The 24,087-nt window shown below is 65.2% G+C and carries 28 protein-coding genes and 1 tRNA gene; 12 read left to right on the top strand and 17 right to left on the bottom strand.

Annotated elements, in window-relative coordinates; translation table 11 throughout:
* Positions 1-173: 173 nt before the first annotated feature.
* Positions 174-671 (bottom strand): hypothetical protein, encoded by a 498-nt coding sequence (locus RAD10_RS14335; RefSeq protein WP_461618002.1) that lies wholly within the window; start codon positions 669-671, stop codon positions 174-176.
* 43 nt (positions 672-714) lie between these two features.
* The gene (locus tag RAD10_RS14330; protein WP_461618001.1) at positions 715-1,200 is read right to left on the bottom strand and encodes a hypothetical protein; all 486 of its coding nucleotides are present in this window, start codon (positions 1,198-1,200) and stop codon (positions 715-717) included.
* Between the two features lie 282 nt (positions 1,201-1,482).
* Between RAD10_RS14330 and RAD10_RS14325 the strand changes: the two genes are divergently transcribed.
* Together RAD10_RS14325 and RAD10_RS14320 are read left to right on the top strand one after the other, a co-directional pair.
* A complete protein-coding gene (locus tag RAD10_RS14325) occupies positions 1,483-1,959 on the top strand; it encodes a hypothetical protein (protein WP_461618000.1) in 477 nt (158 codons plus the stop codon).
* 163 nt (positions 1,960-2,122) lie between these two features.
* Positions 2,123-2,197: transfer RNA gene (locus tag RAD10_RS14320), tRNA-Thr, on the top strand.
* 18 nt (positions 2,198-2,215) lie between these two features.
* Here RAD10_RS14320 and RAD10_RS14315 read toward each other — a convergent pair.
* The 4 genes from RAD10_RS14315 to RAD10_RS14300 all read right to left on the bottom strand — a co-directional run bounded on the left by RAD10_RS14315 (position 2,216) and on the right by RAD10_RS14300 (position 7,389).
* On the bottom strand, positions 2,216-2,629 hold the full coding sequence (locus RAD10_RS14315; RefSeq protein WP_461617999.1) for a GFA family protein: 414 nt from the start codon (positions 2,627-2,629) through the stop codon (positions 2,216-2,218).
* 224 nt (positions 2,630-2,853) lie between these two features.
* Complete coding sequence (locus RAD10_RS14310; protein ID WP_461617998.1) at positions 2,854-4,686, bottom strand: outer membrane protein assembly factor BamB family protein; 1,833 nt, start codon at positions 4,684-4,686, stop codon at positions 2,854-2,856.
* 99 nt (positions 4,687-4,785) lie between these two features.
* Positions 4,786-5,499 (bottom strand): class I SAM-dependent methyltransferase, encoded by a 714-nt coding sequence (locus RAD10_RS14305; protein ID WP_461617997.1) that lies wholly within the window; start codon positions 5,497-5,499, stop codon positions 4,786-4,788.
* 192 nt (positions 5,500-5,691) lie between these two features.
* Entirely contained in the window at positions 5,692-7,389 is a 1,698-nt protein-coding gene (locus RAD10_RS14300) for a methyl-accepting chemotaxis protein (RefSeq protein ID WP_461618237.1), read from the bottom strand.
* A 240-nt stretch (positions 7,390-7,629) separates the two neighbouring features.
* Here RAD10_RS14300 and RAD10_RS14295 point away from each other — a divergent pair, with 240 nt between their 5' ends.
* Positions 7,630-7,830, top strand: coding sequence for a hypothetical protein (locus tag RAD10_RS14295; protein WP_461617996.1), 201 nt, complete (start codon positions 7,630-7,632; stop codon positions 7,828-7,830).
* A gap of 3 nt (positions 7,831-7,833) precedes the next feature.
* On the opposite strand, the gene RAD10_RS14290 is transcribed toward RAD10_RS14295, so the two are convergent.
* On the bottom strand, positions 7,834-7,998 hold the full coding sequence (locus RAD10_RS14290) for a hypothetical protein (protein ID WP_461617995.1): 165 nt from the start codon (positions 7,996-7,998) through the stop codon (positions 7,834-7,836).
* Between the two features lie 100 nt (positions 7,999-8,098).
* Between RAD10_RS14290 and RAD10_RS14285 the strand changes: the two genes are divergently transcribed.
* Both RAD10_RS14285 and RAD10_RS14280 read left to right on the top strand, forming a co-directional pair.
* Positions 8,099-8,473, top strand: a complete 375-nt coding sequence (locus RAD10_RS14285; protein ID WP_461617994.1) for a hypothetical protein — start codon at positions 8,099-8,101, stop codon at positions 8,471-8,473.
* 304 nt (positions 8,474-8,777) lie between these two features.
* Positions 8,778-9,032, top strand: a complete 255-nt coding sequence (locus tag RAD10_RS14280) for a hypothetical protein (RefSeq protein ID WP_461617993.1) — start codon at positions 8,778-8,780, stop codon at positions 9,030-9,032.
* Between the two features lie 27 nt (positions 9,033-9,059).
* On the opposite strand, the gene RAD10_RS14275 is transcribed toward RAD10_RS14280, so the two are convergent.
* From RAD10_RS14275 to RAD10_RS14260, 4 genes are all read right to left on the bottom strand, one after another.
* Positions 9,060-9,302: a hypothetical protein gene (locus RAD10_RS14275; protein WP_461617992.1), complete on the bottom strand. Its 243-nt coding sequence runs from the start codon at positions 9,300-9,302 to the stop codon at positions 9,060-9,062.
* Positions 9,303-9,555: 253 nt separating this feature from the next.
* Positions 9,556-10,263 carry an outer membrane protein gene (locus RAD10_RS14270; RefSeq protein WP_165637400.1) on the bottom strand — a complete coding sequence of 236 codons (708 nt, stop codon included), beginning with the start codon at positions 10,261-10,263 and terminating at the stop codon, positions 9,556-9,558.
* Between the two features lie 287 nt (positions 10,264-10,550).
* Positions 10,551-10,985 carry a hypothetical protein gene (locus tag RAD10_RS14265; RefSeq protein ID WP_461617991.1) on the bottom strand — a complete coding sequence of 145 codons (435 nt, stop codon included), beginning with the start codon at positions 10,983-10,985 and terminating at the stop codon, positions 10,551-10,553.
* Between the two features lie 212 nt (positions 10,986-11,197).
* Positions 11,198-11,635 carry a His-rich protein BRANT gene (locus tag RAD10_RS14260; protein ID WP_461617990.1) on the bottom strand — a complete coding sequence of 146 codons (438 nt, stop codon included), beginning with the start codon at positions 11,633-11,635 and terminating at the stop codon, positions 11,198-11,200.
* 250 nt (positions 11,636-11,885) lie between these two features.
* Between RAD10_RS14260 and RAD10_RS14255 the strand changes: the two genes are divergently transcribed.
* Together RAD10_RS14255 and RAD10_RS14250 are read left to right on the top strand one after the other, a co-directional pair.
* Positions 11,886-12,428: a tetratricopeptide repeat protein gene (locus tag RAD10_RS14255; RefSeq protein WP_461617989.1), complete on the top strand. Its 543-nt coding sequence runs from the start codon at positions 11,886-11,888 to the stop codon at positions 12,426-12,428.
* A gap of 108 nt (positions 12,429-12,536) precedes the next feature.
* The gene (locus tag RAD10_RS14250; RefSeq protein WP_461617988.1) at positions 12,537-13,919 is read left to right on the top strand and encodes a serine hydrolase domain-containing protein; all 1,383 of its coding nucleotides are present in this window, start codon (positions 12,537-12,539) and stop codon (positions 13,917-13,919) included.
* Between the two features lie 51 nt (positions 13,920-13,970).
* On the opposite strand, the gene RAD10_RS14245 is transcribed toward RAD10_RS14250, so the two are convergent.
* A complete protein-coding gene (locus RAD10_RS14245) occupies positions 13,971-15,539 on the bottom strand; it encodes a S10 family peptidase (protein ID WP_461617987.1) in 1,569 nt (522 codons plus the stop codon).
* A 248-nt stretch (positions 15,540-15,787) separates the two neighbouring features.
* On the opposite strand from RAD10_RS14245, the gene RAD10_RS14240 reads away from it, so the two are divergent.
* The 3 genes from RAD10_RS14240 to RAD10_RS14230 all read left to right on the top strand — a co-directional run bounded on the left by RAD10_RS14240 (position 15,788) and on the right by RAD10_RS14230 (position 17,819).
* On the top strand, positions 15,788-16,567 hold the full coding sequence (locus tag RAD10_RS14240) for an NAD kinase (RefSeq protein ID WP_271594181.1): 780 nt from the start codon (positions 15,788-15,790) through the stop codon (positions 16,565-16,567).
* Between the two features lie 99 nt (positions 16,568-16,666).
* Positions 16,667-17,212, top strand: a complete 546-nt coding sequence (locus RAD10_RS14235; RefSeq protein ID WP_008549760.1) for a response regulator — start codon at positions 16,667-16,669, stop codon at positions 17,210-17,212.
* A gap of 28 nt (positions 17,213-17,240) precedes the next feature.
* Positions 17,241-17,819, top strand: coding sequence for an Hpt domain-containing protein (locus tag RAD10_RS14230; protein WP_461617986.1), 579 nt, complete (start codon positions 17,241-17,243; stop codon positions 17,817-17,819).
* A 152-nt stretch (positions 17,820-17,971) separates the two neighbouring features.
* Here the strand turns inward: RAD10_RS14230 and RAD10_RS14225 are convergent, their stop codons facing one another.
* The 4 genes from RAD10_RS14225 to folE form a co-directional block, all read right to left on the bottom strand.
* The gene (locus tag RAD10_RS14225; RefSeq protein ID WP_461617985.1) at positions 17,972-19,147 is read right to left on the bottom strand and encodes a DUF2336 domain-containing protein; all 1,176 of its coding nucleotides are present in this window, start codon (positions 19,145-19,147) and stop codon (positions 17,972-17,974) included.
* 282 nt (positions 19,148-19,429) lie between these two features.
* On the bottom strand, positions 19,430-20,509 hold the full coding sequence (locus RAD10_RS14220; RefSeq protein ID WP_461617984.1) for a lytic transglycosylase domain-containing protein: 1,080 nt from the start codon (positions 20,507-20,509) through the stop codon (positions 19,430-19,432).
* A gap of 173 nt (positions 20,510-20,682) precedes the next feature.
* A complete protein-coding gene (gene hisI / locus RAD10_RS14215) occupies positions 20,683-21,105 on the bottom strand; it encodes a phosphoribosyl-AMP cyclohydrolase (RefSeq protein ID WP_461617983.1) in 423 nt (140 codons plus the stop codon).
* A 27-nt stretch (positions 21,106-21,132) separates the two neighbouring features.
* Positions 21,133-21,825: a GTP cyclohydrolase I FolE gene (gene folE, locus RAD10_RS14210; protein WP_461617982.1), complete on the bottom strand. Its 693-nt coding sequence runs from the start codon at positions 21,823-21,825 to the stop codon at positions 21,133-21,135.
* A gap of 236 nt (positions 21,826-22,061) precedes the next feature.
* Between folE and RAD10_RS14205 the strand changes: the two genes are divergently transcribed.
* Positions 22,062-22,517 (top strand): iron-sulfur cluster assembly scaffold protein, encoded by a 456-nt coding sequence (locus RAD10_RS14205; RefSeq protein ID WP_028141104.1) that lies wholly within the window; start codon positions 22,062-22,064, stop codon positions 22,515-22,517.
* 66 nt (positions 22,518-22,583) lie between these two features.
* Here RAD10_RS14205 and RAD10_RS14200 read toward each other — a convergent pair whose 3' ends face one another.
* Complete coding sequence (locus RAD10_RS14200; protein ID WP_165637401.1) at positions 22,584-23,483, bottom strand: COG3904 family protein; 900 nt, start codon at positions 23,481-23,483, stop codon at positions 22,584-22,586.
* A gap of 247 nt (positions 23,484-23,730) precedes the next feature.
* Here RAD10_RS14200 and yidD point away from each other — a divergent pair, with 247 nt between their 5' ends.
* Complete coding sequence (gene yidD / locus RAD10_RS14195; RefSeq protein ID WP_091957692.1) at positions 23,731-24,069, top strand: membrane protein insertion efficiency factor YidD; 339 nt, start codon at positions 23,731-23,733, stop codon at positions 24,067-24,069.
* Positions 24,070-24,087 lie beyond the last annotated feature (18 nt).

The raw sequence follows: 24,087 nt of genomic DNA, 5'->3' as shown, positions 1-24,087 counted from the left end.
CTACGGCTAGGCAAGCCAATTCAGAACATCATTGTGCGAAGCGAGCGAAGGCTGCCACGCCGTAGCCGGTAGGCGTAGGCGGGCTATCGATGTGATTGATCGCGGCCACGGCACAGCAAAACGCCCGTCCGCTTTGCGCGAACGGGCGTCTCGTTAGCTCAACCGATCAGAGATCAGTAGTAGCGGCGCAGCACGCGGTGACCGCCGTAGTATGGCGCCGGCGCGTGACGGTGGGCGTAGCCGTAGCGCGGACCGTAGCCGTAGTGCGTGCGCGGCAGATAGCCGGCGCGCGGGCCGTAGCCGTAGCGGTACGGGCGATAGTACGGGCGGTGATACGGAGCCACAGCAGCGCGATAGCCGTAGCCGTAATTGGCGGGCGCGACGACCGCGTCTTCACGGTAGGTCGGATACGGCGCGAAGGCGCCGGGGCCGGTGTAGGTCGGGCCCTGGTTGACGTAATAATACTGCGTGGTCGGCTCGGCGAGACGCTCGAAGGCGCCATAGCCATAGCCGTAGCCGGCACCATAGCCGTAGCCGCCGCAACCGGTGTTGCAGCCGGAATAGACCGGCGCGACTGGCTGGCACGGGTTGAAGCCGCACGCCGCGGCGGGTGCCGTGGCGACGAACATCACGGCAGCTGCCGCGACCAGTCCCGAAATCATTTGACGCATTACTCTCTCCTGTTGATTTCTGTTTGTTGGATTTTGACGTTTCTTAACCCGGCGGTTTGCCGGGGACCTGGACATGCGGCCGCGGTCGCGGTGGCCGCGGACGATCGTTGATTTCAGGCGCGAGGATCACCGGCGGCGGATCGACGGGCACGTCCATCTGCGGCGGCAGCGGCGCCGATTGCGCGCCCCAGCTCTGGTGATAGCTCTCGGCGGGCTTCGGCAATTTGCGGTTCGCGGGCGGCTCGACCTCGAGCCGGCCGTAGCCGGGCCGCAGGCCCAGTGTCGGATAATAATGGCCGACGTCGGCAGGCTGCCGCTCGGCGATATAGCGCCCGCCATAGATCGTAGGCTGCACCTGCTGGTTCTTGCCCAGGCCCCAGACACCCTCGACCACGGCATAGGACGCGTCGATGTTGTTGATGATGATCGGCACGCCGGGCCGGCCGGGAACGACGATATCGAAGCCGCTGCCGGCAAACGCCGTCGCGGGCAGTCCGATCAGAAAGGCAGCGAGCGCCACAGCACGCATGAGGGGACCCCGGTTATGCGGCGGCAACCTATCCGATCGCGGCGCAGAGAGGGTTAAGGCCCGCTCACCAAATTCCGGTAAGCCTAATGTGTAAGGATTGCGCGCCGCTCAAATGCTGCAAAGCGGACTAGCGAAGCGTTAACGGCGTGTGGCTCCGCCGCGCGGAACCGCGCCGTGCACTCACATCCGTTTGACCATTTGCTTGCGAAATCCACCGGTTTCTTCGGAACGTCCGGCGCCGCAAGCGTTTAGCCCCCGTCAACAAAATGGGAGCCAACAACCATGAACATCAAACTTCTTGGAGCGACGACGATTGCGGCGACCATGCTGGCAGGCTCTGCCATGGCGCAGGCCGTCGTCACCAATCCCGGCCGCTGCTCGGCGCAATTCCCCAACGCCAATTGCCAGAATCTCGGCCCCGGAAATCCTTACACCGATAGCGGATACCGCCATCGCCGCGTGTCCTATCGTCAGACCAATGGCGACTGGAATAACGACTGGAACAGGAGCCGCACCGGCTTCTGGCCGACCGACGTCGCGGCCGGCGTAGCCGGCGCCGCGATCGGCACCGCTGGCGCGATTGCCAGCGCGCCGTTCCGCGCCTGGGACAATTCCTACGCCTACGACAATTCGTGGGACAACCGCGGCTGGGACAATCGTGGCTGGGACACCCGCACCTACGCCCAGCGTAACGGCTTCGTCTGTACGCCCGGCACCTGGTTCAAGGGCGCAGACGGCCGCCGGCACATCTGCCAGTAAGGCGATCTAAATCGATGCGGAGATCGGGCGGCCTTCGGGCCGCCTGATTCATGTCTGCGGCGACGGCCTTTCCGGTTCTGGCACTTTCCGATCAAGTCTGGTATTGCGGCGCGCAACGGGTGGACACCCCGGCCCATGCCGGCCCTGCCCGCCTCCAGGCGTCGCCGGCTTAGCTCAGCGGTAGAGCAGCGGTTTTGTAAACCGAAGGTCGGGGGTTCAATCCCCTCAGCCGGCACCAGCGTCTGGCGCGCAGTTTTCAGCTTGAATGCTTCGGCGCGCTGCCTTGCTGGAAATGCTCGGCACCTGACATCTCCAGCCAGCCATGTTTGGACTGCTCGAACACCGATCTGATCGGCGGCGGAAAATCCGGATTTGCGATCGCGCCGACGGCAACGCCGATCATCGCGGGCAAATTCTCGGCTTGCCAATAAACCGTCGAGCCGCAGTCAGGACAAAAATAGCTGCGGACCTTGCCGCCGCTTGCGGCTGTCCGGTCGTACGCCTTTGGCGTCCCTGTAATCGTGACGGTCTCCACCGGATAGAAGGCGCCGACGCCGAACGGCGCGCCGGTTCGTCGCTGGCAGTCTAGGCAATGACAGGCGACGACGAGCCGCGATGGCCCCGGAAGCGACAGCGCGAGAGCACCGCAGCGGCATCTGGCATCGATCATCGAATTCTCTCCTCGTTGGTCGGGATGCAAGTTGAAAGGGAGGCGCCTATGACGAGGTTGACGAGGCGGCCCCAACCTGTGCCCCGGACGCAGCGCAGCGCCTCTTCGGCGATGCGCTGCGTCCGGGGCCCATCGCGCCGCATTCCTCCGCGCCGCTTTCTGGGTCCCGGCTCAGCGCAGCAACGCTAAAGGCGTTGCAGCGCGTCCGGGACATGGCGAAATTCTCACTCCGTCCCGACCTCGAACGCCAGCAGCACGTTGCCAGCGATGCCGCTCCACTGGCCGTAGCCGGAATTGGTGTAGAGCATGCCGCCGGCGATGACCGGCCCGGGGCCGTCGATCGCGCCGCCATGGGCGGGGACGCCGTTCACGGCCTTGAAATCCTGCGCGGTGTCGTACTCCCACAGCAGCTTGCCGTCGGTGGCATAGGCGCGCAGGAAGCCGCTGACGCCGCCGGAGAATACCACGCCCGGGATCAGGCTCACCGCCGCCGAAAGCGCGGGGCTGCATTTGGGGCGGTCGCCGCAGGCGACCGGCGGCACCTCCATCGCGATCTTGCCGCTGGCGAGATCGAGGCCGAACAGGCCGCCGCCTTGCGTGGAATCGAGTTGCCGCGTGCCGTCACGCATGAAACGCACGTCCGAGTTGGCGACATAGATGCGCTCACCGTCCGCGGCCGAGCCCCACTCGCTGCCGCCGAGCGCACCGCCCTTCCCGATCCGGGTCTGCCACAGGATCTTGCCGCCGTCGTCGGGATCGAGCGCGTGCACGACGCCGGACTTCTGCGCGATGACGAGCACGCGCTTGCCGTCGCGCAAGGTCACGAGGATCGGCGACTGGCCGAAATCGTGATCGGGTCCGTGATCCTCGGGACAATTGGACTTGTCCGCGGTGAAGCACGCCACGACAAAGGCATCCTTCGGCGTGGCCTGCTGCTTCCAGAGCAGCTTCCCGGTCCCAAGCTCAAAAGCCAGGATCGCATCAGCGGTCGCCGCCGGCGGGTTCGAGTATGAATTGCTGGTCGCCACATAGACGGCGCCCCGCTTCGCATCGATCGTCGGCGCCGACCAGATCGCGGCGCCGGACGGACCGAACAGCTGCGTGCCCCTCGCACTCTTGCCGGTCGGATGCGGCACTTCCGGAATCGTATAGGCCTGCCAGACCAGCTTGCCGGTCACCGCGTCCAGCGCCACCACGCTGCCGCGGAAGGTGCAGCATTCGTAACTGGCCTGCGAGCCGGCGGCTTCCTCGATCGAGGACACCGGCACGTAGAGCACACCGGAATGCAGCGTCGGCGCTCCGGTGATGCGCGCGGCCGCGTGCTCCTCGACCTTCGTCTTCCAGATCAGCGCGCCGGTCAGCGCGTTCACGGCATAGGCGTTGGCGCGCAAATCGCCAAAGAAGATCGCGAACTGGTCGGAGCCTGGAAGTGGCGCAAAGCTGATCGCGGCGCGCACCGCCGCATCGATCGCCAACGTCCACAGCGTGCAGCCGCTGCGCGCGTCGAGTGCGTGCACCTTGCGATCGGTGCCGCCGATGAACAGGATTCCGCCCACGATGGTCGGCGGTGCAAACGACACCGAGGCACCGGGAAACCCATAGGCCCATTTCAACCGCAGGCGCGGCACCTGCTCCGCGGTCAGCCCCGCCATGTCGGCGGGCTGGAATCGGCTGTTGTTGGTGTCGACGCCCCATCCGTTCCAGCGCGGACCGTCGAGGGCTTGCGGAAAACCGCTGGCCTGTTGCGTACAACGACCTTCCGCGTCGGGCGCAACGCCGCCGGTCGCGATCTTGCCGGTGACGAAGGACGCGATCGCGCGGCGTTCCGCGTCGCTGCGATCCTTTGCCATCGCCGCCATGCTGCCGGAGGTCAACGCTGCCAGCACATGGTCGAACGACATCGCCTGCATGGCGCCGCGGCCCGGCACGCGGGTTTGCGCATCGCCGTCGTGGCATTGCGCGCAATGCGCGGCATAGAGCGCGGCCCCCTCCTGCTGTGCCAGCGCCGGCGCGCTGCACCAGATCAACAATGCGGCCAGGACGGCACATGCTCTCATGGTGGGCTCCGGCAGGTCACCGCGATACGAGATCGCTACTCAACCCAAAGTCTATCGCCGGGGCGAGCGCGGACGCAATGGACGTTCTGCTCGCAGCTGTCACACATCCGTGGCCGTGCGGACGCGATCCGGCAACTCATCCAGCCGCCAGAGCCCGAGGCTCTTGTCGCGCCAGCCGCCATCGCCCTCCTCGCAGCGCTCGTCGATCAATTCGCGCGGCGCCGGCCAGTCGAACGGCGCCTTCGTCATGTTGAGCGCGCGCCAGTCGCCATCCTCGCAATCGCGATTGTCCTCCCACTCCGGAAACGTCGTGACGAGCAGGAATTGCGCGCCGCTCTCGCGAAAGCGGGCGATCACGCGGGCGATGTTCTGAAAACTCAGATGCACCAGGCAGTCCCGGCACAGGATCAGATCGGCGCGCGGCAGTGCATCGCACGTGATATCGGCCACCAGGAATCGGCCGGACAATTCGCCGCGCGCCGCACGCGCGTTGTTGGTCTCGATCAGCGACGGCACAATGTCGATGCCGATGTAATCAAGGTCGAGCTTGACGCGGCCGATCCAGCCGGCATCGCCGCAGGGCGCATCGAGCAGCGAACGTACGCCGAGCCGCTGCAGCAGCGGAGGAAGCGCATCCCGGATCGCGGCGGTGGCCGTGTCCTCCGAGCCGAGGCCCGACACCGAGCTGGCGGCGCCCCAAAGATTCGTCCGCTCGATCCGCTCGAACCGCGCGGCGAGATCTAGCCCTGAGAAATTGTCGCGGTCGGCGACAAAGCGTTCGTGGGCGAGCACGGGAGGACGATTGGAGATCATGGGATCGGACTCAAGGTCGAGATTCCGGTGCAAACGAGCTATACTCGCGTCCGATGCGCTCCACCACCCCGACAGAGAAGGCCAAGATCGCCGCTGGCGCGGTGACGGCCGTCGTCATGGCCGTGCTGTTGGTGTTCGTGCTCGCTTGTCTGCTGGCGCTCTAGAACGCGCGATGGACGGATGCCGGCGGACTTACGCCGTGCGCACCGTCCGCAGGAATTTCCCGACCTCGTCCTTCAGCCGGTTGCTGTCGGTCGCCAGCATCTTGGCGGTCGAGAGCACCTGCGAGGAGGCCGAGCCGGTCTCGGCCGCTCCGCGCTGCACGTCGGTGATGTTCGAGGAGACCTGCTGGGTGCCGTGAGCGGCCTGCTGGACGTTGCGCGAGATCTCCTGGGTCGCGGCGCCCTGCTCCTCGACGGCCGCGGCAATGGTCGAAGACACCTCCGACAGCCGCTCAATGGTCACCGAGATATCGCGGATCGCGTTGACGGATTCCTGGGTCGCGGTCTGGATGCCGGAGATCTGCAGACTGATCTCGCCGGTCGCTTTCGCGGTCTGCTCGGCCAGCGTCTTCACTTCGGACGCGACGACCGCGAAACCGCGGCCGGCCTCGCCCGCACGCGCCGCTTCGATCGTGGCGTTCAGCGCCAAAAGATTGGTCTGGCCGGCAATGGTGTTGATGAGCTCGACGACGTCGCCGATCCGCGTCGCGGCAACCGAGAGCTCGCTGACCCGTTCCGTCGTGGTGCGGGCCTGGGCGACGGCTTCGCCCGCCATCCGCGCGGATTCCTGCACCTGCCGGCTGATCTCGTTGACCGAGGAGGAGAGCTCCTCCGTGGCGGTCGCGACCGACTGCACATTGCCGGTGGCTTCGCCGGATGCGACTGCGACGACCGAGGTCAGCTCCTGCGCGCGCTGTGCGGTGGTCGCCAGCGTTGAGGACGACGCTTCGAGCTCGGTAGAGGCAGATCCGACCGTCTCGATGATCTCGCCGACTGCACGTTCAAAGCCGTCGGCGAGGTTGACCATGTCGCGACGGCGCTGCTCGGCAGCCTGCTTCTCGACTTCGAGCTGTGCGGCCTTGAGGCGCTCGACCTCGAGGGCGTTGTTCTTGAACACTTCGACCGTGTTGGCCATGTCGCCGATCTCGTCGCGCCGGTCCTTCTCGGGCACCTCGGTCTTGAGATCGTTGCGGGCAAGCCCCTCCATGGCGAGCTTGAGCCGGGCGATCGGCTGCGACATCGCCTTGAGGCCGATGAACAGCGCGATTGCGATGCCCAGGATCAGGCCGCCGGCGCTGACGCCGATCACGGTCCAGGTCGCGGCGTGAGCGTCGCGGCTGATGGTGTCCTTGCGCTTGGCGACGGCTTGGGCGGTCTCGGTCACGAACTGAGCGATGCGCGCGAGGGCAGCATCCATGACCGGATCGCACTCCTTGTGCGCGCGTTCTGCCGCCTTGGCATTCTCTTCCGGGCTGCTCGCCTGCGAGCCGGCCTTCAGCACCGGATCGCAGCTGGCGAACACGGCTTTCAACTGATCGCCGATGCTCTTGACCTGGCTTGCGCGCGATGGATCGTCCTGCTCCGCCGCTTCCAGGAACTGACGGATCTCGTCGCGATTTTGGTTCGCGGTCTTGAGGCGGTTGGCGTTACCCGCCTCGGTCGCCTCGGTGAGGACCGCATACAATGCCGCGTGATAAGTCTCGGCGCGCCGCTGCGCGCGCGTCAAATTGAGGGCAGCAGACTGCGCTGCGGAGAGTTCGGTAGACCCGTCGACGGTCGCGGAAAGTTCGCGCACGCCAAAGGCCGCGACGGCGATCATCGCACAGCCCATCACGGTCACGATCAACGCGACCTTCCAGACGATTTTCAGATTGTTCAAAAAGCTCATCGCAGCCGTCCCAATGATTTTCTGCATGCGTATCCTGGCGTGCATTGGAACCGGCGGGCGTTAAGATTTAATGCAAATTGAGGGCGTCATCTTACGGAAAAATAACCCTTTTGAGCCTCGCCGTAAGCTTCGCGTAAGCTTCGGCCCGTTTCGGTCGCGCGATCCGGCATCGCCGCCCCGGAACCGAGCCTCGGCGTCAGCCGTTGTCGGCCCATGCGGATCAGGGAAGAAAACCGAAATATGTTTCTGCTGGCGACCGTGACGCTGTGCTGTGTCGCCGTGGCCGGGACATTGACGTTGTTCGAGCCGATGCTTTCGCCGGCCCCCGAAAAGCGGCTCGCCGAGACAGCCGTGATCGACGTCACCCCGACACCGGTTCAGACACCGGTCCGGGTGGTTGGCGCACCGTTCGAGCCCAACATCAATCCGCGCCAGCGATAGCGCTCACCTCGGCGACGCCTGCGTGCCCTCCTCGGGCCGACCCTGCGCACGCGCCAATTCCTCGACGAACGCGATCACCTCCGCCCGCTTGTCGGGCGGCAGCAAAAGGAACGCGCGGATGAGCCTCAGGCCCTCCACTTCGTCCGACCGTTCTTTTCCGGAATCCATCCGACTACTCTCGGGCGACCGGGAAAAATATGCAATCCCTTCTTTACCGCCTTGATTCGGCGCAGCCGCTTTGCTGGAATGGGGCCGGCTGAGGTGGATCATGAAATGGATCGCGGAACGCGACGCGCTGATCGCGCAGACACTGGCCTTCGTCCAATCGGTGACCGGCAGGAAGGATGATCTCCTTCAGCCGGAAGGGACCTCGGTTGCCACGACAGTCGCGGTCGAGAGCGTTGCCGTGGAGGCCGCCGCAGTCGAGATCGAGCTGACGCAAGCTCCGGTACCGCCCCCACCCACTCCTCTGCCGCCACCGCGGGCGATCGGTGATTTCCGCACCGAGATGCAGGCCCGCATCGCCAATTTCCGCAAGCATCAGGAGCGGTTCGAGCGCGAGCGCGAGGAATATTGTGCCGAAACCCTGACCAAATTGCGCGCCGCCATCCACGACGCCCCGGCCCCACCGGCAAGAAAATAACGCCACCCCTCCCATCGGAGGGGCCTACAGCCAGGACCACACCAGCCAAAGATTGGCCGCGCAGGCGCCGAATAACGCCAGCGTCAGCGGCAGGAGCATGTGCCCGCAGGAGGTCTTCAGGTCGCTCGTCATGGCGGAAAACATCCGCTGATTCCGCCAAACGAGTCCCAAGGATTCTTTTTCTCGCGATTCAGGACTCGTTAAGGACTCAGGGGCCCGGAGCCCGATCACGGCCCCGTGATCGCCCGCCCCCCGGAACCGGCGGCCCATGAGGTCGTTAACGCGGTTTCCGGGAGCGGGAAGAATGCCCTACGCCTTGTTCTGCAACGACGCCCAGATCAGCAAGGCCTATCCGAGCGAATCCGACGTCTGGAAGCTCGCGTATCGGAGCGGCCTGGTCGTGGACGTCAGCGCCGACGAGGACCGTCCCGGGCCACGCCGGGTGCTCGACAACGACTACGAGATCAGGCCCTGCCGGGTCGCCCAAGGTGAGGACCCCGCCCAAAACAAGGCCGAGGCCGACCGCCAGTCGACGATGGAGCTCGAGCTGAATCCGTGAGATCGGGCGGCGGAGGCCGCTAAGCAATCAGGGCGTTGCGGTTGCCAGCGAGGCCTGCTCACCGGCCAGCACCACGCAGGCCTTGCGGCGATGCAGTCCACGGATCGCGCCGGTGACCTTGAGCACCCTGCCCGACGGACAGGACGCGTCCTTGACGAAAGCCACCTCGTAAGGTGCCAGCATCAGAGGCTCGGATTTGAGGATTGTCTGTGCAGAGCACGGCAGGCAGACAAAGCACGAGAGCACCACCGCCGACACCAAGATACGCATGTCCGTCGTCCCACCAGCCCGGTAATTCTCATATAACGCTTTCCGGAGCGCGAGTTCCGTAAGCGGCAAAAATTATTTTTGCTTTACCCAAGTCCCATGACGCGCGTGAGAAGGCGCCCGCCGGAATGTTTTCCTGCAAATGACGCGCCAGATGGTTCACGCAAAGCAAACATGGGGCCGGCAGGCAAGAGGCTGACAAACGAAAGGCCGGCGGGAAGCCGGCCTTTGTCAGAGCGATGATCGCGGTGGAGGGTCAGTAGCGCGTGGCTGCCGGACCGCCCCAACCGAAGCGGTAGTTCACACCGACCTTGACGGTATGCTCGTCCTCCCGGCCGCGAACGCCAACGATGTCGGCCGGACCGGAGGTGAAGGTGGTGCTGCCGAAATTGTAGTACTGGTACTCGGCCTTGGCCGACCAGCTCGGCGCGAACATGTATTCGAGGCCGGCGCCGACGGTGTAGCCGTCCTTGCTGTTGCCGGTGGTGGTGAAGCCCTGCGGCACCCCTGCGACATTGACGCCCAGGCCGCCGTTGCGCCAGGCGTAACCGCCCTTGGCGTAGAGCAGCGCCGGACCCCAGGTGTAGCCGATGCGGCCGGTCACCGACCCGAGCTGGTCGGTGTTGGAGGTCACCTGCGTGCCCAGCGGGAACGTGACACCGTTGTTGTTGGTCGGCAGCCAGGAATACTGGGCCTCGATACCCACCACCCAATTGGGCGCGAACTGGTAGTCGAAGCCGCCCTGCACGCCGCCGAGGAAGCGGGCGTCGCTGGACTGGAAGCTGCTGTCGCCGGCGAACGCGCCGCCGACATGGCCGCCGATGTAGAAACCGGTCCAGTTATAAATCAGCTGCGGCGGCGTGTAGGCCGGGGCCTTGGCGTAGGTGCGCGGCTGCATGTCCGCGGCTGCGGCCGGCGCGGCCAGCGCAAGCAGAGCAGCTGCACCCAGCAAAATCGATTTCATGATCATCCCCGTTCTTTCATTTACGACACTCAGGAAACAACGTGGCGTGAATTGGGTTGCTTCGCGGCGATGCCGGAACGTTGATCGCTCGTGACTGTGACGGAGGGGCAACAACGCGATTTTGTTCCGTCACGTCGTCCTGCACCGACTATTTTTCTCGTCTGCGCAGGGCCTGCCGTAACAATTTGTCGCGAGGTCAAACCACCCCGTTCAAAGCTCGCCGAAATGTGATCCAGCGGCTCCGGCAGTCATCGTTCTAACACCCGGCGATGAAGGCGGGCTTGGCGCTACCGCGTCATCTTTTCCAGTTCCGGAAAGGGTACGTAAACCGCGCCGGCGCAGAGCTCGCTCGTGCGGTCGACGACGCGGTCCGCCCGTCCGTTGACGAAGATCACAGCGCGTTCCCGCATGGCCTTGTAGCTGCCATCGGTTTCGCGCGGGGTGAAATGCAGACAGCTCACATAGAACTGCCGGCCGCCGACCTCGCGCTGGACCGGCTCGGCCATGGTGGCCTCGCGCACGCCGACCGGGTTGTTCAGATAGGTGCGCATCAGCGCCAGGATGTCGCCGCGGAAATTGTCGGGAAACGGCTGCGGCCCTCCGGCCTGGGTCCCACCGATAATGGTTGGACGATCACCGTCGCTGCCGAAACATGCCGCAAGCGCCAACGGCAATAACAGGACCGATGCCAAGCTCGCCGCACGTTTCGCCAATCGCCCCACAGATCCCGCTCCCGCTCGAACAACCTAAGCGGACGTTCTAGCCGCAAGGTCGTGCAAAGGGAATTCGCATCCCCCGGGGCTTTGCGACGCACGCACCGTCCCGCCGCCGGCGTCTGCGCTTTCGCGCAAGGCGCCGAGACGACGGGCCGGGTCTGAAGTCCTGACGCGGCGGCGGGGCAATGCTTGGGATGCCGCCGCGAGAGGATCAGTCGTTAGCTGCGCTTCTCGGTGGCCAGCGGCTTGGTCACGTCAGGCTGCGCCTTTAGCTTTTTCGCCGACAGATGCTTGTGGTGGTGGCGATGGGTGCGCACGGTCTTGTGCTCGTCGGAGGTGACCGCGGCGTTGGCATTCAGCGCCTTCGACTTGGTATCCACCTTGGCGTCCGCCTTGACGTCGGCGGGCTTGACGTCGCCGGCCTTCGCGTCGGTCTTGGCAGTGGCCTTCGCATCGGTCTTGGCATCGGTCTTGGCCTCGACCTTGGCATCGGCCTTGATGGCGGTGTCCGGTTTCGCGGCGGTGGTCGAGGCCTTGGTCTGGCTCTGGTCCGCCTTGATCACCGGCGCCGTGGTGGTCTTGCCGGCCTCGGCGGCGAAGGCCGGGGCTGCGATCACGGAAGCGGCGAGCAAGGCTGCGGAAATGGTCTTCAGCATGGTGGTCTCCTCTTGGAAGGATCTCGAGGCGGCGCCCTCTCGCCCACCCTTCGATCGTGGGTGGGAGCCTAGGGGCGGCGCGCTGAACCCTGTCTGAAGCCCGCTGCAGGCTTCCGTTCATCTGGATGACAAGTTTGTCATCCGCGCCCGGGCGAATAGATCGTGCGGAGCGGGAATGTTTTCGCCAGACGGGTGTTCCGGTCTTCGGGCAATCGTGTAGGATCGCCACGTTCCATACGGGAGAATTTAGATGCGCAAACTCTCAATGCTTGTCGTGCCGGGATTGGTCGCCATGTCGCTGGCGGCCGCGCCGGTGCTGTCCAGCGCCTATGCCGCCGGCAGTGACGAGCCCTCGCCGCCGCCGAAGTCGGACTCCTCCTCCAAGAAGGGCAAGAAGAAGAGCTCTTCCGTCAGCGATCCCAAATTCCTCGCCGCCTATCGCACCGCCTATACCGCGATCTACGACAACCACGACTACACCGGCGCGATCGATCAGTTGAAGTCGCTCAAGCGCGACGACGTCGCCGACGTCGCCAACCTGATCGGCTACTCCTATCGCAAGCTCGGCGACTATCAGTCGTCGAAGATCTATTACGAGCTGGCGCTGAAGGACGATCCGAACCACGTCCGCACCTGGCAGTATTACGGCCTCTGGCAGCTCGAGCAGGGCAACCGCGAACAGGCGCAGTATCATCTGAACAAGATCGCCTCGCTCGCCGGCACCGACAGCTCCGAGTATCGCTCGCTCGCCACGGCGCTCGACAAGCCGACCGGCGCGACGCTCGTCTACTAAGAGAATCGCATCTTTCGAATGCAGCGAACGGGCACAACCTTTCGGTTGTGCCCGTTCGGCTTTCTCGGCTAGCCTCTCGCATCGATTTTCCCAGCAAATTGGTGTGCAATGGACCCGTGGCTGCGATCCGCGATCGACTACATCGGCTCCTGGATCGAATTCCAACTGACGACAATCCAGCAGCCAGGCGTCATCATCGCATTCGCCCATCGCGGCGAGATCGTCGCCGAGCATGCGTTTGGCCTCGCCAATCTCGACACCGGCGAGAAGCTCACCCCGCGCCACCGCTTCCGCATCGCCTCCCATTCCAAGAGCTTCACCTCGGCCGGCATCATGAAGCTGCGCGAACAGCGCAAGCTCCGGCTCGACGACACGGTCGGCCAATATGTCGGCGGGCTGCATCCGCGCGTCGCCGAGACGGCGATCGCGCAGGTGCTCTCGCACAGCGCGGGGCTGACGCGCGACGGCGCCGATTCCGGCCAGTTCATCGACCGCCGTTCCTATCTCGACGCGAAAGAGTTGCTCGCGGAATTGAAGCTGCCGACCGCGATCGAGCCCGGCACCCGCTTCAAATATTCCAATCACGGCTTTGGCCTGCTCGGTCTCGTCATCGAAGCGGTGACCAAGCAGCCCTACTCAGCCTGGATCAAGCGCGAGATCATCGAGCCTGCGGGCCTGCGCGCGACAGAGCCGGACGCGCCGCTGCCCAAAGGCGCGTCGTTCGCGCGCGGCCACACACGAAAGCTGCCGTTCGGCGAGCGATGCGTGATCCCCGGCGACAATCCCGCACAGGCGATGGCGTCCGCCGCCGGCTTCGTTGCGACTGCCGGCGACACCGCCCGTTTCTTCGCGCAGCTTGCGCCCAATGCGAAGAAGAGCGTGCTCTCGGTCGCAAGCCGCCGCGAGATGACGCGACACCATTGGCGCATCCCGCAGAGCTTCGAGGGCTATTACGGGCTCGGCGTCAATGCCGGCAAGACCGACGGCTGGGATTGGTTCGGCCATGGCGGCGGTTTTCAGGGCTACATCTCCCGGACCTGCGCCATCCCCGCTTGCGAGCTCACGATCAGTATCCTCAGCAACTCCATCGACGGCGCGGCACCGTTCTGGATGGACGGCGCGATGCAGATCTTGCGCGTGTTCAAGACGCGCGGCACGGCCGACCGACGCCTGCGCGACTGGACTGGCCGCTGGTGGACGATCTGGGGCGCGAGCGACCTCGTGCCGATGGGCAATCGCGTGCTCGTCGCCAATCCGCAATTCATCAATCCGTTCATGGATGCCGCCGAGATCGAGGTCACCGGCCGCGACACCGGCAAGCTCGCCTGGGCTGCCGGCTATTCCAGCCATGGCGAGCCGGTGCGCCGGATCCGCGACAAGCGCGGCAGGATCAGCGAGGTCTGGATCGCCGGCGCCAACGTCAAGCCTGCGAGCGCCGTGGCGAAGGAGATCGCGCGTCGATATAAGCCGCGCAAACGGAGACCTCTTTAATCGAAGCATGATCCTATCGGAAAACCGCTATACACTTTTCCGGATCATGCTCTACTCCCTGATCAGCGCCTCGACCTCGCTGCGAAACGCCTGCCGCGAGCCGCCTTGCGAATAGAACATGTGGCCGCCGGGATAGACGGCGAACTTCACGCGCTGCGTCGCAAAGGCCGGCATCTGATCGAGCACCCGCTTCGTTCCGAAATAGGGCGTGGCAAGGTCGAACAGACCGTGCGCGACCAGCACGTTCAGTTTCGCGTCGGTAGCGAGGATCTGGCGCAGCTCGGACACCGATTGCGGCGGGTTGATGCCACGACCGAAATCCCAGTGACCTTCCACGCTGCCGTTCAGGACTTCATAGGAGCCGTCGGGCCGCCAGTTGAGCTTGCGCGTGAGCACGTCGACCGCGGCGCTCGTCAGCGGCGCCTGGAGTGCGTCGCCCGAGGGGTCGCCGAACCGCGAGCTGCTCGAATCCGGATAGGGATCGAAGCCGCGCACCGAGGCATCGTAACGTCCCGTCACCTTGCCGTTCTTGCGGTCGAATTCGCGGCGGAATTCACCGACGTCGAAACGGCCGGCGAGCCGGCGGCTCACCGCCTGGTCGATGCCGGTGAGCGCGGCGACCTTGTCGGCAAGACGATTGGTGGCCTCCTTGTCCGCCTCGCCCTTGACGAGGTCAGCCAGGAATTCCCCGCGCGCGTAAGCCTCGACGTCGGCGAGATCGGCGCGCTTGACCGGCCCTTTTGCCTCGCGCGCCACCGCCACATAGCTCGGCAAGGTCGCGACATATTGCAGGAGGCTGGTGCCGGTGAACTCGCGGAAATCCAGGAGCGGCGACACCATGATCAGGCCCTTGACGCCGACGCCGTGCTGGAGCTGCAGCTGGCGCACCACCTTCGGCCCGCGAATGCCGCCATAGCTCTCGCCCGCGACGTATTTCGGCGAGGTCAGCCGGTCGTGCTTCTCGAGCCAGCGGCGGATCACCAGCGCGATCGCGTTGACGTCGCCGTCGACGGAATAGAACGATTTTCGTGCGTCCTCGCCGCTCGCAATGAAGCGGCTGTAGCCCGTGCTGACGGGATCGATGAAGACGAGATCGGTGAAATCGAGCCAGGTCTCCGCGTTCGGCTTCACCTCGGGCGAGGCTGACGGCGACAGCGCTTCGCCGTCGAGCGGCAGCCGCCATGGACCGGCCGCGCCGAACTGGAGCCACGCCGAGGACGCGCCGGGCCCGCCATTGAACAGGAACGTGACCGGGCGCGTGGCGCGGTCGGCGCCGTCGAGCTGGTAGGACGTATAGGCGATGTCGGCCAGCGGCTCGCCCTTGCCGTCGAACACGCGGATGGAGCCGGCGGTCGCGGCGAAATTGAGGGTGCGGCCGGGCAGATCCAGCGTCTGCTTCGTGGTGGAATCCGGGGGGAGACGGTGCGGCTCGGCCGCGGACGGCGAGGCCTGCGTCGCGCTTTCCGGATTGGCGGCGCGCCCGCCTTTCTGTCCCGCTGGCGATGCCGCCTCGGAGCGCGGCTGCGGCGGATCATCCGCGCGCGCGACACTCGCGAGCGCGGCCGCGGACACGGCCAGCACGAGCCCGGTTCGTCGCAGCGTCGGCAAGATCGTGAACATGATCGTTCTCCCTGCCCGGCTGTCACAGCCGGCGCGCATCGAACTAGCGCGGAATTGCGACGCTTTGCGGGATCAGCGGCCCGATGGGCAAGTAAGGCGCCCGGGCTGGCTCAAATCAACCCGTTTTGTTCTCCGGAGCGACAATCGCCCGTTTGCCTTGAGAGGCGGTCATCCTCGACAATGGAGCCCCAGGTCGTATAGACGAGCCCGGCGGAACTTCCTCCAGCCAGCGGCCTGCCCGACAAGCCATGACCAAGCCCCAGCGATACGACCGCATCGCCTTCGTCGCCAGCCCGAGCAGCGAGGCGCAGGCCGCCTTCAGCCAGCTCACCAGGGACTATGGCAATTGCGACCCGAGGGAGGCCGACGTCGTGGTCGCGCTGGGGGGCGACGGGCTAATGCTCCAGACGCTGCACCAGAACATGCGCACGGGAAAGCCGATCTACGGCATGCATCGCGGCACCGTCGGCTTCCTGATGAACGAATATGCGACGCACGATCTGCGCGCGCGACTCGAGACGGCGCATGAATCCGAGATCAATCCGCTCCTGATGCGCGCAACCGACGTCAACGACCGCGTCCACCTGCACCACGCCATCAACGAGGTCTATTTGTTCCGGCAGACCTCGCAGGCGGCGCGCCTGCGGATCCTGATCGACGAGCGCGAGCGCATGCCCGAGCTGATCGCCGACGGCATCATCGTGGCGACGCCGGCCGGCTCGACGGCCTACAATCTGTCGGCGCAGGGACCGATCCTGCCGATCAACGCCGCCCTTCTGGCACTGACCCCGATCAGCGCCTTCCGCCCGCGCCGCTGGCGCGGCGCGCTGCTGCCCAACACCGCCTATGTCGTGATCGAGGTGCTGGAGGACGACAAGCGTCCGGTCGCGGCCGTCGCCGACCATGAGGAGGTCCGCAGGGTCCGGCGCGTCGAGGTCCTGTCCGACAAGAGCATCTCGATGCGCATGCTGTTCGACCCCGGCCACAGCCTGGAAGAACGCATTTTGCGCGAGCAGTTCGGCTACTGAGCCCCTTGCCCCCGCGCGCTGCGGGAGCCCGGTCGCAACCCTTCGTTAACCCTCGCCACGATATGGTTAACGAAGGTTGACCGCTTTGGCCCGGGCGTCATGTTCCGTATCGACTTCAACAAGCTGCGCTTCCTCGTCTGCGACGACAATCCGCACATGCGCCGCATCCTGCGGACGCTGCTGCATTCGTTCGGCGCGCGCGAGGTCTATGAAGCCGAGGACGGCGCCACCGCGCTCGAAATGTACAGCCATTACGTGCCCGACATCGTCATCACCGACTGGGCCATGCCAATCTTCGACGGGCTCGAGCTCGCGCAGATGATCCGGCAGCCGGAGTCCAAGGGCAACCCCTACGCGCCGATCATCATGCTGACCGGCCATTCCGAGAAGCGCCGCGTCACCGTGGCGCGCGATGCCGGCGTCACCGAATTCCTGGCCAAGCCGATCTCGGCCAAGGGGCTCTATCAGCGCATCCTCAACGTGGTCGCCAATCCCCGCCCCTTCATCAAGACCAAGACCTATTTCGGCCCGGACCGGCGCCGCAACACCAATTCCGCCTATATGGGCCCCGAGCGCCGCGTCGGCGAAAAGCACGAGGTGCTCCAGCAGCCCTCGCTGCTCGACAAGGCCCGCTCATCCATCTAGCGCAACGTCTTCAGACGAGGCAGGCATCATGGCGAAGAACAGCGCAAAGGACATCGAGGTCACGGCCTTCGCCACGCATCAGATCATCACGCAGCCCAACCCGCTGCGGAAAGTCTTGCGCCGGGTCGAAGACAAGGACATGGACGATCCAATCGGCCGCGCCGAGCAGGCGCTCGCGGGCCTGTCCAGCGAGTTCAAGGATTGGATGACGACCGAGGTCAACCGTCTCTCGGCCGCCTATGTCGCCATCCGCAATGACGGCTTCACCAAGGAGCGGCGCGACGAGCTGTTCCGCGCCGCGCACGACATCAAGGGCGACGCCGCGACCTTCGGCTATCCGGCCGCGGCCGGAATCGCCGAGAGCCTGTGCCGCGTCATCGAGCACGCGCCTGATCTGGAAAAGGTGCCGGCCGAACTGTTCACGCACCACATCAACGCCATCCTCGCCATAGTGCACGAGAACACCAGGCTCGACAGCATCAGCGTCTCCGCCGAGCTCAGCCGCCGCCTGCGCAAGGTCGCCGACGACTATCTCGCCCATGTCAACCGCGACCGCCCCGAGCATCTCGAGGTGATCCTGGCGCCGAGCATCGCGCCGACGGAGTAAGGGTTCGGCTCTATCACCACGATCAGAATCGTAGGGTGGGTTAGCGTAGCGTAACCCACCACTTCTCTATTTGCGTGGAAAGCAAAGAGTGGGTTACGCCTGCGAACTGCGCTTCGCGCAGCCGCAGGGCTAACCCACCCTACGGCATCTCGCTACGCGGCAATCAGATCGCCATACAGCGGATCGATCGCCTCGTCCGCGACCAGCTCGTCGCAGAACAGCCTTGCTTCTTCTCGCGCGGATTCGGTGGCGAAGCGGCGCAGCAGGACCATCAGCGGCTCGGTGACGCCGCGGTCGGTCTCGCAATGGGTGAGCACGCGCTCGACCATGCGCCGGCGCAGCCGCACCGCGCCGTCGTCGCTGTCGACGAAGCCTTGCTCGTGGCAGGCATCGAGCGCGACCTGGAACGCCGCGAACGTCGCCTCGGGAAGCCCGGCGCGGCGAAGCAGCGCGTGCAGGCTGTTGCCGCCGCGGTCGTGCAGCAGCGCGGTGACGCGCGCCAGCGGCAAGTCGGCAAGCTCGGCCAGCGCCGCGTCGAAGAGGTCGAGATTGCTCGACAACAGCGCGCGCAAGATGAGACCCGCCGTGAGCTGGCCGGTGATGCGCAGGTGCCGCACCAGGCCCTGCATGTCCTCACCGCGCGAGCGCGATGCGATGTTCATGGTGGAGCGGTCGCGTGCCTCGATCGCGATGCGTTCGGCGCGGTCGGCGCTGAGCCAGTTTCGCGCCACGACGAATTGCGCCAGCGTCTCGGAGAGTTTCGCCACCAGCGCGGCGCGGGTTGCGGACGGCAGATCGTCCAGCACCAGCATCGCCTCGCGGATCGCGGCGAGATGGCCGTGACGCTCGACGATGCGGTCCCAGGAGAACGGCGCGAGCTCGGCGTTGGGATTTTCGATCAGCTCCAGCGCGGCCGCCGCGCAGCCGACTTCGGCGATGGCGGCGCAGACCGAGACCGGCAGCGCGATGCGGCGTGCGACCGCGCATTGCACCTCGTCATTGCCGGTCGCGACGATGTCGACGAGATCGGCGTCGATCAGCAGCGGGGAATGTTCGAGCACGGGCAGCGCGACGGTCGGCTGGTCCGCCGACAGCGCCCGCACGATCGAGGCCGGCGCATTAAGGCTGCGCGCAAAAGCCTCGGCCATCGCCTGCCGCACCAGCGGCGAGGGATCGTCGAGCTGCATCAGAAGCGCGCCTTCGGCGGCGATGCGGTCGTCTGTCGAAAGGTCTGAGATCAGCCAGGCCCGGGCCAACGCCCGCGTTGCCTCGGCCCGCTCGCCGGCGGGCGCCGTCCTGATCCAATTGATAAACTGCCGAACAATCATGCTGCTTCCGGCTTACACAACAAACGAAAATGGTGACGGCTCGTCACCTGCAACACAAAATAAACCACGACGCTTAACAAAGCGTTCACCATAACTGGCTGGTTTTATTGACGTTTTGTTAAGGGAACAAAGGCGCTCGGCTTGCGTGCCAGGACGCAGCGCAGCGCGAAGTGATGTGCTGCTGAGCCGAGGGCCCACCATGTTCGAGAGCGCTTGCCGCATGGGTCCCGGCTCTGCGCAGCAACGCTACGCGTTGCGGCGCGTCCGGGACACAGGACGCGACTAGCTCGAGAACGTGCCGCTGCGATCGCTGAAAAGATCGAGCGGCTGCGGCGGACGCACATCCGGCGTCGCGGATGCAACTGAGGTCGCTGGTGCGACCGAGGTGAACGAGGCGTTGTTGCCCCACAATTTCTGCACCGTGGTCGAGACCGGCTGCGTGGCATCCCCGGGCTGATAGATCGAACGAAACACCGGAGGGGTCGGGGCATTGTCCGCGACCGTCGTCGGCGATGTCGCACTGACGGGCGTCACCGCGCGTGTGTTCGGGAAGGTCTGGAGATAGGCGGCGTTGTCGATGACAGGTGCGGTGGGCTGCACGCCGCTCGCGCTCGCAACCTCTGTTGTCGAGGGCGTGCCGCCATACATCGCCATCGCGCTGCGGGTCGTTTTCGAATTGGCCGCGCTGGCATAGCGCGCGTCCAGCACCGAATAGACTTCGGAGACGCTGCGGGCGCGGCCGTCCCTGGCGTAAAAGATCGAACGATTGGCGGACGCCGCATTGGGAAACAGCCGCGCGCCGACCGCTTGCGGATTGTCCTCGGCATTGGCAATCAGCTTTGCGGCGCCGCCGACGCCCATGAAATGCGCCATGTAGAGTTCGCTGTCGCTCGGCCTGCGCCCGAGCAGGCCCGTCAACTTGAAACTGTTCGACTGTGTCAGCGCCGCCGCCATGCTGGAAGCGGCCTCGGGATCGTCGCGCAGCTTCATGATCGACCGCTTCATCGCGGGATCGTCGACGGCGTAGCCACCCGACGTCGTCCTGGAGATCGCGTTGGCATAATTGCCATAGCCGAGCTGGGGGCCCGCCTCCTTCACTGTGCCGAGCCAGGTCTGGTCGATGAACTGGTAGAGCCCGTGCGCGGATGACGTCGTTGCACCCGCCGTCGGATCGAAATCCGATTCCATCTTGGCGGTGGTCAGCATGTACTGGAAGCTGACGCCGGAGACATTCGAGGCCTGCTTGATCGCACCGGCGACGCGCGCCCGCGACGGATCGAGAACCGCCGTCTGCGTGGCACTGGAATTGTCGACCGACATGATGAAGTGCCCGCCCCGCGCGGCGTTGAGCAGCGCCGGCAATTCGGCGCCTGTCGTCTCACCGTGGGACAGGTATGGTTAATGCGAGGTTAAATTGGCCGTGTCCGTCATTCCGGGGCGCGCGTAGCGCGAGCCCGGAATCCATCGCAATGCATTGCGGGCGGCTGAATGGATTCCGGGCTCGCACCTGCGGTGCGCCCCGGAATGACAGCGAGCTACTTCTTGTAGACCGCGTCCGGATCGAACAGCCGCTCCGCATCGGCGAAGACCAGCTTCGCCCCGCCGCCTTCGGCCTCGACCTTGCGATAGAAGCAGGATCGCCGCCCGGTGTGGCAGGCCGCGCCGATCTGCTCGACACGAATCCAGACTGCGTCCTGGTCGCAGTCGGTGCGCATCTCGATCACGCGCTGGGTCTGACCCGAGGTCTCACCTTTTCGCCACAAGGCATTGCGCGAGCGGCTGAAGTACCAGGCCTCGCCGGTCGCGATCGTCTTGCGCAACGCCTCGTCGTTCATGTGCGCAACCATGAGCACGTCGCCGCTGGCGACGTCGGTCGCGACGACCGTCACCAGGCCGCTCGCGTCGAAGCGCGGGAGGAAGGACAACCCTTCCTCGATCTCATGGGAGTGAGCGGACATAGCGACCCTCGCCGTTAACTTGCGAGGTCAGCGCTGCAGGCCTCGCACCAGGGACAGGAAACGGGCCTGCTCCGCCGGATTGTCGCGGAACATGCCGGTGAAGCGGCTGGTGAAGGTCGAGGCGCCATGCTTGGCGACGCCGCGCACCGACATGCAGGTATGTTCGGCCTCGATCAGCACCGCGACGCCGCGCGGCTTGAGGACCTCGTCGATCGCAGCCGCGATCTGCGCCGTCAGATGCTCCTGGGTCTGGAGTCTGCGGGCGAAGATGTCGGTGAGGCGGGCGAGCTTGGACAGGCCGACAACACGTTCCACCGGCGTATAGGCGATGTGCGCCTTGCCGTAGAACGGCATCATGTGATGCTCGCACTGCGAGGTGAATTCGATGTCGCGCACCAGGACGAAATCGTCATAGCCGGCGGTCTCGCCAAAGGTGCGGTCGAGCACCTCGGCCGGGCATTGGTGATAGCCCTGATAGAGCTCGTCGAAAGCCTCGACCACGCGGCGCGGCGTGTCGAGCAGGCCCTCGCGCTCAGTATTCTCGCCGATATAGGCGAGCAGCGTCTTCACCGCCTGTTCGGCCTCGGCACGCGCCGGGCGCGGCTGGTCGGCGCGGACGGCGGCCGCGAGGAATTCGGCAGGGTCAAGCTCGGCCGGGCGGCTCTCGGGCTGCCGGTCGGAGGGCTTGTTGGGGCGGATCGATTTGATGGTAGCGTCCATGTCTACTCCGTTCGACGGCCTTGCGGCCGGAGTGTCACCGGCAGACGGGGCGGCAATGCCGCCGGACGCCTGAAGAGAACAGTTGAACCCGGCGAAATGGTCCTCACCTCTCCCGTCGGCCGCATGGCCTGTCGCCACCGCCGCTGGACTGTTTTTCCGCCAGTTCCGACCCTATATAGGACCGTGGACGGCGCCCGCCAAGGCCGATCCGATGCGGAAGTGCTGGACCCCATCACATGCTGAACGACATCTACAACAAGCGGATCATCGAACTGGCCGGGAATATTCCGCGCCTCGGACGGCTGCCGGACCCCGATGCCTCCGCCACCGCCCACTCCAAGCTATGCGGCTCGACCGTGAAGATCGATCTCAAGATGGAGGGCGACAGGGTCACCGACTTCGCTCATGACGTGAAGGCCTGCGCTCTCGGACAAGCCTCCTCATCCATCATGGCAAGTCGCATCGTCGGCTCGACTGCGAGCGAACTCCGTGAGTTACGCGAAACTGTTCGCAAGATGCTGAAGGAGAACGGTGCGCCTCCTGAAGGCAAATGGGAGGAGATCAAGTTCCTCGAGCCGGTCCGCGACTACAAGGCGCGGCACGCCTCGACGCTCCTGACCTTCGATGCGGTGGTCGACGCGATTGGCCAGATCGAAGCCAAGGCCAAGCAGCCGGCTGCGGCGCAGGGCTGAACTCCCCATGTCATTCCGGGGCGTCGCAAAGCGACGAACCCGGAATCACTATCGAGATTTCAGAGCTTACTTCTGCGTCGCCGGAGCCGGCGCGGCCACGCCACCCGTCGGCACCAGGGCTTCCGCCGTCTTGGTCGACTTGGCAGCTTGCGACTGCTCCGGTTCCGCGCCGAACCTCGCCTGCGTCTTCGGCGCAAGCTCCGCCATCGCCGGCGCGGAGATGTCCACATGCGGCAGCACGTCGGCGACGAGGTCGGTCGTCACGAGATTGGTGAGCTTCAGCTCGCCGGCGTCCAGCTCATGCAGGTCTTCCCAGGGCGGCACGCTGAGCGCGAGCGACAGCAGATCGCCGGCTCCGCCCATGTCGAAGGTGTATTTGGCAAGCCGGCCGATGTCGCGTTCCACGATCATCAGGTCCTGCGCGCTGTAGCTCGCCGCCTTGGCATCGTCGGCGCGGTCACCCATCCAGATCTGATGGACGCGGACATGGGCAGCTTCCGGCACGTAGCGCTTCTTGCCGGCCAGCAGCAGGAACACGCACATGGATTCACAATAGGCCTCCGGCGCAACCGCCGGGCGGGCGGACTGCCCGCCGCGGAGACTTACGCCGACCGTGGTCAGGAGTCCGAGATTGCGGAAGCGTCGGCCGAGGGTGATCGCGTCGTTGACGGAACCGCCGCTGGAATCGAGCACCACGGTGGCGCCGCCGAGCTGCCGTCCGCGGGAAAACTCTTCGAACTCTTTCGGTGTGTCAGCGGTGATGATGCCGACCGCGCTGACCCAGCCGCGGCAGTTCGGCTCGCAGGCAATCCAGTTGAACTTCATCGGGAGCTTGCGCTCTTCGAGAGCAACACCCGCGCGGGCCGATGACCCGAGTGTCGCGACGGCACCAGCCAGCACGACTCCACAGACGGCGGTTCCCACCAGCAACCAGCCGCGAAGATTAAGGGAGTTCAGAAGTCTCAATCTGGTTCCTTCCCCAAGCCCCTAAGGTCCCCAACAATCCTTGGTAGCGCCCTCTGAGTCCATCATACAGGCGTATGTTTCTACACATGGACGTCACAAAAATGGTATCCGTGGGAATACAGTTCGTCCACAGGTACTTGCTGCACTGCTCCCAAAAAGCACGCAAAATATGGCGCGCAAACAACAGCTTACGGTTCCCTGCGCCGGAACTATGCAACACCTCGATTAACATCGCAGCAAACCGCACATGAAGCATTCAGCCTGCGAGCATTGTTCCAGTTCGATCGAAGGTGTGCTCCGGCTCCCACGCAGATTCGGCCGTGCGCTGATCTGGCTCTACCGGCACACGCTGTCGCCCCTGGTCGGGTACAATTGCCGGCATCTGCCGACCTGCTCCGTCTATGGCGACGAGGCGATCGAACGGTTCGGGCTCTGGGCCGGCGGCTGGATGACGCTCGCGCGCCTGCTCCGCTGCAATCCTTTCGGCACGTCGGGCATCGACAATGTACCGCTCGCCGCACCACCAGGCGCACACTGGTATCTGCCATGGCGTTACGGCCGCTGGCGCGGCGTCAATGCATCCTGAGATTGCTGCGATGCTTTG

Source organism: Bradyrhizobium sp. 23AC, assembly GCF_054863025.1.
This window is presented reverse-complemented; position numbering and strand designations above follow the sequence as displayed.